3 protein-coding genes and 1 pseudogene are annotated in these 6,538 nt (G+C 41.1%); 3 read left to right on the top strand and 1 reads right to left on the bottom strand.

All coding sequences use genetic code 11. The features are described from left to right. Positions 1–2: 2 nt before the first annotated feature. From JCM16496_RS20250 to JCM16496_RS20240, 3 genes and pseudogenes are all read left to right on the top strand, one after another. The gene (locus tag JCM16496_RS20250) at positions 3–608 is read left to right on the top strand and encodes an RteC domain-containing protein (protein WP_004304269.1); all 606 of its coding nucleotides are present in this window, start codon (positions 3–5) and stop codon (positions 606–608) included. Positions 609–909: 301 nt separating this feature from the next. Next, positions 910–2,039, top strand: a pseudogene (locus tag JCM16496_RS20245) (ATP-binding protein). A 16-nt stretch (positions 2,040–2,055) separates the two neighbouring features. Further along, complete coding sequence (locus tag JCM16496_RS20240) at positions 2,056–5,310, top strand: P-loop NTPase fold protein (protein ID WP_004291481.1); 3,255 nt, start codon at positions 2,056–2,058, stop codon at positions 5,308–5,310. 130 nt (positions 5,311–5,440) lie between these two features. Here the strand turns inward: JCM16496_RS20240 and JCM16496_RS20235 are convergent. Continuing rightward, on the bottom strand, positions 5,441–6,538 hold a 1,098-nt coding region (locus JCM16496_RS20235; RefSeq protein WP_025836339.1), incomplete at its 5' end, for a TraM recognition domain-containing protein.

Raw genomic sequence — 6,538 nt, 5'->3', positions numbered from 1 at the left:
ACATGAATTATTTCTTGCTGGCGGAAACCGACTTTTTCCGCCTGATAAACGAAGCCGGCGACTGCAATATGGAAACGGCATACACGGCTTTCGCCACCCAAGTGATCGAACTGTGCAACGGCGGCATGGACATGAACCTTACCGTCATCGCGCTTGCCTACATCGAAATCGAGTTGCAGCACCATCCCGTACGTAATCTGTCAGAAGAAAAAAGAGAGATTGCCGCCTACGTCAGCAAGGCTCTGTCTTTCGTAAGAAAGATGCAGAAATTCCTTGCCACGCCCCAAGTGCCACCACTAATATCCGCCAACAACGCAACAGAAACCACCGCCAGCCTTCTTCAATGGACGGGCAATGCCATCGACCTCGTGGAACTTATCTACGGCATAGACGTGATGGGCTGCATCAACAACGGCAATATGCCGCTCAAACAGCTCGCCCCACTTCTCTATAAGATATTCGGGGTTGATTCTAAAGACTGCTACCGCTTCTACACTGATATCAAACGCCGGAAGAACGAAAGCCGCACCTATTTCATTGACAGGATGCAGGAAAAACTGAACGAGAGAATGTTGCGTGATGAGGAGTTGGAGCGGATGAGAAAATAAAAAAATATCCATTACATATGAGAAGACAGGAATACTCGTATCCTGTCTTTTTATTTTCATTTAATTATATATTAATTAGCACAATATATGTGAGTTTTTCATTCCTATAAGGACAAATTTCAGAAACGTATGTCTGGTAAATTATTGAGTCATCATAGTATGAACATATATCATTACTAAAAACAATGAAACAACTTCCATAAGATTGTGGTTGTAAAAATCGCCATTTAATAGCCCGTTTTTTTTGTAAAATTCGCCAATTAAAAAAATATGATTATCTTTGCATTATATTTTATAAGGTATGGAAACAGTAAATAGAATACTTCAAGAGAAGATTACAGCACGAATCGCGCCCAATAAAGCAGTACTGATTTTTGGTGCTCGCCGTGTTGGTAAAACGGTAATGATGCGTAAAATTGTGGACAACTATTCAGGTAGGACGATGATGCTCAACGGCGAAGACTACGACACATTAGCACTATTGGAGAATCGCTCAATAGCCAATTATCGGCATTTATTGGATGGTATTGATTTGCTGGCTATTGATGAGGCACAGAACATACCACAAATCGGTAGTATTCTGAAGTTGATAGTTGATGAAATACCGGGAATAAGTGTCTTGGCAAGTGGTTCTTCGTCATTCGATTTGCTGAATAAGACTGGTGAACCGTTGGTCGGCCGCAGTACGCAATTTCTCCTTACACCATTCTCGCAACGGGAAATCGCACAGACGGAAACGGCACTTGAAACCCGCCAGAACCTCGAAGCGCGCTTGATTTACGGTTCCTATCCCGAAGTAGTAATGATGGAGAACTATGAACGTAAAACAGACTACCTACGTGATATTGTCGGTGCATACCTGCTTAAAGATATCTTAGCAATTGACGGCTTAAAAAATTCGAGCAAGATGCGCGATCTACTGCGATTGATAGCTTTTCAGTTGGGCAGCGAAGTTTCTTACGAAGAGTTAGGTAAACAACTCGGCATGAGCAAGACGACCGTTGAAAAATACCTCGACCTATTGGAAAAGGTCTTCGTTATCTATCGTCTGGGGGCTTATTCGCGTAACCTACGCAAGGAGGTTACAAAAGCTGGCAAGTGGTACTTCTACGACAACGGCATTCGCAATGCCATTATCGGGGCTTTCTCACCGCTGGCCATTCGGCAGGATGTCGGTGCGCTGTGGAGAACTACATCATCGGAGAGCGGCGCAAAGCGAACTTCAATGAGGGACTGCACAGGGAGTTCTATTTCTGGCGCACCTACGACAAACAGGAAATCGACCTGATTGAGGAGAGTGCCGACAGTCTTACCGCCTTGGAGTTCAAGTGGGGAAATAAAATGCCGGCCGCACCGAAAGCCTTCCAAGAAGCCTATCCCTATGCCGAGTTTCATGTGGTAAATCGGGAGAATTATTTGGAGTTCGTATAATCAATAAATTACGTATATGGAAACAAAACTACAATCCAAACAGCAATATCCGCGGTTTATCCAAAATAAACCGTGTGGTATTGACAAATTCGATGGAGGTTCGCAAGAAAGGTTGGCAAAAACTATTGCTCGCCATTTTTGTCAGAATGATTCATTGGATGAGGAATGTACTTTACCTCGAATTATCGGCATCGAAGGTATTTGGGGATCTGGAAAATCCAACGTGGTTAAAATGTTGGAACGTGAATTATCAGACGACTATTACTTTTTTGAGTATGACGCATGGGGACATCAAGAGGACTTGCAACGCCGCTCTATATTGGAATTGCTTACAAGCAAACTTATTGATGATGGTATCCTATCTGGAAATGCAACAATAAAAGTCAAAGGTGGAGGTACGAAAACCGTATCATGGTCTGAAAAGCTGAAATATTTATTAGCCCGTAAAACGGAGACCGTAACCGAAAAATATCCCCTTATCAGTAATGGTATGGTTGCGGCATTTTTGGTTGCAGTTTTAACTCCGATATTTACATTTATTGCGTATGCAGTAAAACCTACACCCACAACATGGTGGTTTTCTTTATTGTCTATTATCATAGCTGCACTGCCAGTTCTTATTGCATTGTGCGTTTGGAAATGGGCATATAGCAAAGATCATAAATATGGATGGAGTTATATGTTAGCTATTTATCAAGATAAAGTCGAAAAGGACGTTTGCTATGAGACTTTGAGCGAAGACGAACCAACGGTTTACGAGTTCAAAACATGGATGCAAGACATTTCTGATTTTATCAAGGAAAAAGGACAACGTAAATTAGTCCTTGTTTTTGACAACATGGATCGTCTCCCCGCTGAAAAAGTAAAAGAATTATGGTCTTCTATCCATACGTTCTTCGCCGATAGCGGTTTTGAAAATGTTTGGGCTGTTATTCCTTTCGATGAAACACATTTAGCTTGTGCATTCGGAGATGAGACCGACGAACAAACGAAACAACTGACCAAGTATTTTATCAATAAAACTTTCCCTATTGTTTATCGTGTTGCTCCTCCTGTTATTACCGACTATCGAAGTATATTCAACAAACTGTTTGTTGAAGCATTTGGAGAAACAGAAAATGAAGCGAAAGAAACTATAAATCGGATATTCAGATTGGTAAATCCTAATGCCAATGTTAGGGAAATTATATCATATATCAATGAGATGGTCGCTCTTAAACAAGAGTGGTGTAACGAAATTTTGATGATAAACATAGCATTGTTCTGTTTGAAGAAGACGGATATTCTGGCAAATCCAGTAGAACAAATATTGTCCGGCGACTATCTGAATGGCATTCAAACAATAATTAACAATGATCTGCAAACACAACGCGAAATTGCAGCTTTGGTATATGGTGTCGATGTTGAAGATGCTCGACAAATTCCATTGAAAAAATATATTGAAGGCTGCATCAACGGAGAAGAAGACCACGACATAAATCAATATGCAGAGACTAATAAACAATTTGACACTGTATTAGAAGAAGTTATACAATGTATGGACAATGCGCTTATCGATAAGATTATACATTGTTTGCATAAATTAACTCGAAAGAGCGATGTTATTCTGCGTGTATGGCAAAGAATAGCACAATTGAAATTAAAAGAATCCATAGAGAAGCAGGTGTTCCCTGTCGAATACCAAGAACTGCTGTTGCATTTAGACACGGAAAGCCAAAACCATGTGATTGCTCAATTATATAAGAAGATAGTTCGGTTCAATGACTTCAATGGCGGCGACTATTTCAAAACGTTAGATGCAATAGACAGGTTTATTGCGCAAAATAAGTTGGCGTGCGATTTTACGTCATTGATTGAAGCAAAAACAGTCAAGCCAAATACATTTATCGATTATATTCAAGCTGCAAATGCAACAGATGCTGCCTATCGGGATAACGCGACAACTAAAGCATATAAATATTATCAAGTAGCAACAAATTCGGAGGCGCTCGATAATTATTTGGCAAACTTACTACCCGATAATTTCGACCATGCAGATATTGTAAAAACGTTAAAAGATAATTCTACCTATACGTTTCCAACGCTTTTGCAAGCGATCACGAATTGCATTGATGAACAGAATGTAAATAAAGATAATATAGGGGCTATATTTACAACCTATCGTTTATTGGCATCTGACGAAGAAAGACCTTTACCTGTAACGTTAGATTCAACCTACATAAATCAGTTGCATTCTGAATTAGAAACTGATGGCCGAAACATTAAAGAGTCTGGATATTACGATTTAGTCGCCATGCAATTGGCACATGGTCATTCCGTTTCCTTAATAGAGGGTGGAGATATAAAATATGTTGCAGAACTCATGGACTATTATGTGGATCATGGAGACTTATTAGTAAATAGTGTGGGATGGAATATACCGCTATTAAATGAAACACTACAATACATGGTAAATCATAAACTTGGCTATAAATTATTGCTCTCAGACATATTGCCCCAATTTGAAGATATTAAGAACAGAATAGGTGTAACGGATGAGGTATTTATCGAGCATTTAGCAGAGTGGAATACCGATTTGGATAAGTATATCACTAAGAACAATATTAAAGATGTAATTCCTGACGCATCTTTTTACGATTTGACCACTAAAATAAGCAATGTCCTGACCGATCATATCAATAAAATAGCGTTCGAAGCGTTGTCTGAAATAAGTGTTGATACATTATACGCCCAAAGAACAGCACATACATCATATTATTGGTTTGTCGCAATAAAACATTTACTGGCTAAAATCAAATCCTTGCCAGATAACTTGACTGAATTTGGCAAAAAGATTCTGATGGATATTGCTTCTGGAACTCAAAGTTTGAATCCTTTCCCTAATTGTTTCAAGAATATAGTTGAAAGATTGGATAAACGAAAAATTAAATCGACAGTTACCGATATAAGAAATGATTTCTGCATCGGTAAAAAGACTATCAATGCAATAAAGTTTCAATTTTTCGAAACATGGCTTAGATCGCATGGTAATTTGAAAAGTCAAGCTGGAGACGTTATTGATAAAATAGTGAAACCTGTAATTTCCGATGGGGCATGCCGTTCATTGATTCTGCAAAACAAAGATTTTTATATGGATTTAATAAATACAGCAGGGGATGATGCTTATGAATTGAAAAAGAGTCTCCGAAACCTCATACAAAAAGATTCAGATCCGCAATTGGTTAAATTTGTCAATTCGATAGATTCAGTACCTGAGGTTGAAACCGCGTAAGTATTTGTCTAACAAGTCCGAATTTTACGATTTTACCCGTCAGAACTGAAGTGCCCCCCAAAAAATTGTATCCAACTTTTGGGGGTCACTTCAAACTTCGATAGGGATAATTTTCAATTTTGGGGACTTGTTAGACAGTCTCATTATCTGGTAGCAGTTTACACAGCACCGGATCGTTTTTGATACGCTCCAGTTCCTCCTGCACAATCTGCTTCACCTCTTCCTTGATGCGCCGGTAGTTCGCCTGCACCGTTTCCTTCATGCGGTCGTTGCCGTCCTCGTCCGTGAAGTTTGTAATGACGGGAATTTTCTTGTAGGCACTTTCTTCCCGTTTCACCTTTTCGGCATCCACCACAATCTCGCAATGAAAAATCTTCTGCTCGATACGCTCGTTGAAGTTGTCGGATACAGAACCGACAAACATTCCCTGCGTAAGCCCGGAAATCTTACTCGGTGGAATGAGCGCGTCCATCTGCGTGTTGATGGAGGTGGAAACATCCTGCCGGTTGATGGAGATGGACTGCCGTTTCTGCAACACCTTACCGAACCGCTCGGAGAGCGTCTTGGCTGTTTCCCCCACCACCTGACCGGAGAAAATATTGCCGACAGTGTTCATCACCACTTTCGCCTCTTTGTCCCCGTAGTCACGCACTAACTGGCTGAAATCCTGAAAGCCCAGACACACGGCAACCTTGTTGCTTCGGGCGGTAGCTATAAGATTGTCCAACCCTTTGAAGTATATTGTGGGCAACTCGTCGATGATGACCGATGACTTCAGCATCCCCTTCTTGTTGATGAGCTTCACGATACGGGAATTATACAGACCGAGTGCCGCACCGTAGATATTCTGACGGTCGGGATTGTTACCCACGCAGAGGATTTTCGGCTCTTCGGGATTGTTGATGTCCAGCGTAAACTCGCTGTCTGACATCACCCAGTAGAGCTGCGGTGAAATCATCCTCGAAAGCGGGATTTTTGCCGACGCTATCTGACCCATGAGCTGCTCCGCAGCCCCTCCAAGCCACGCATCCATGAACGGCGAAAGGTAGTTCTCCAGCTCCGGATAAGAGGTCAGTATCGGAAATATATCCTCGTAACGGCGGTTCAGAAACTCGATAGCATGGGGAAACGTGCAAAACTTCCCGTTCTGATAGATTTTGAGATACCAGATAATACTGGCAAACAGAATGATAGGTGACTCCACGAAGAAGTCGCCCTGCTTTTGCAC

It is taken from the genome of Bacteroides rodentium JCM 16496 (assembly GCF_000614125.1).
GTDB classification, from domain to species: domain Bacteria; phylum Bacteroidota; class Bacteroidia; order Bacteroidales; family Bacteroidaceae; genus Bacteroides; species Bacteroides rodentium.
This window is presented reverse-complemented; position numbering and strand designations above follow the sequence as displayed.

Coding starts and splice junctions, on each gene's coding strand:
- JCM16496_RS20250 (WP_004304269.1), top strand. CDS start 3: ATGAATTATTTCTTGCTGGCGGAAACCGACTTTTTCCGCCTGATAAAC.
- JCM16496_RS20240 (WP_004291481.1), top strand. CDS start 2,056: ATGGAAACAAAACTACAATCCAAACAGCAATATCCGCGGTTTATCCAA.